This window comes from Citrobacter sp. Cf088 (assembly GCF_030334295.1).
In the GTDB taxonomy this organism is placed as follows: domain Bacteria; phylum Pseudomonadota; class Gammaproteobacteria; order Enterobacterales; family Enterobacteriaceae; genus Citrobacter; species Citrobacter freundii.
In genome coordinates this window covers 1-212 of the sequence record NZ_JAOWEE010000017.1, presented here as the reverse complement: position 1 = coordinate 212, position 212 = coordinate 1, and the positions used below count along the sequence as shown (strand labels likewise).

Annotated in this window: 1 protein-coding gene; it reads left to right on the top strand. The window is 56.6% G+C overall.

Annotation, left to right across the window (positions count from 1 at the left end; all coding sequences use genetic code 11):
* Positions 1-212 (top strand): SUMF1/EgtB/PvdO family nonheme iron enzyme (locus OGV71_RS00555; RefSeq protein ID WP_286532354.1); only part of this gene is annotated, 212 nt, incomplete at both ends.

The following is a 212-nucleotide window of genomic DNA, read 5'->3' as shown; positions in this document are numbered from 1 at the left end:
GCCACTGAGCTGGATACTGAAGAGTATGCCAAAAAGACAGGCTCAACCCTCAAGTGGCTATCCCCGCTTCCACGTGATTTTCGTCCCCCCAATCCGCTGGGGATTTACGACATGGCCGGAAACGGCTGGGAGTGGATGAAGGACTGGTATGACCCGGAATACTACAGCCATTCGCCGGTAAAAGACCCGCAGGGCCCGGAGCAGCCGGTATT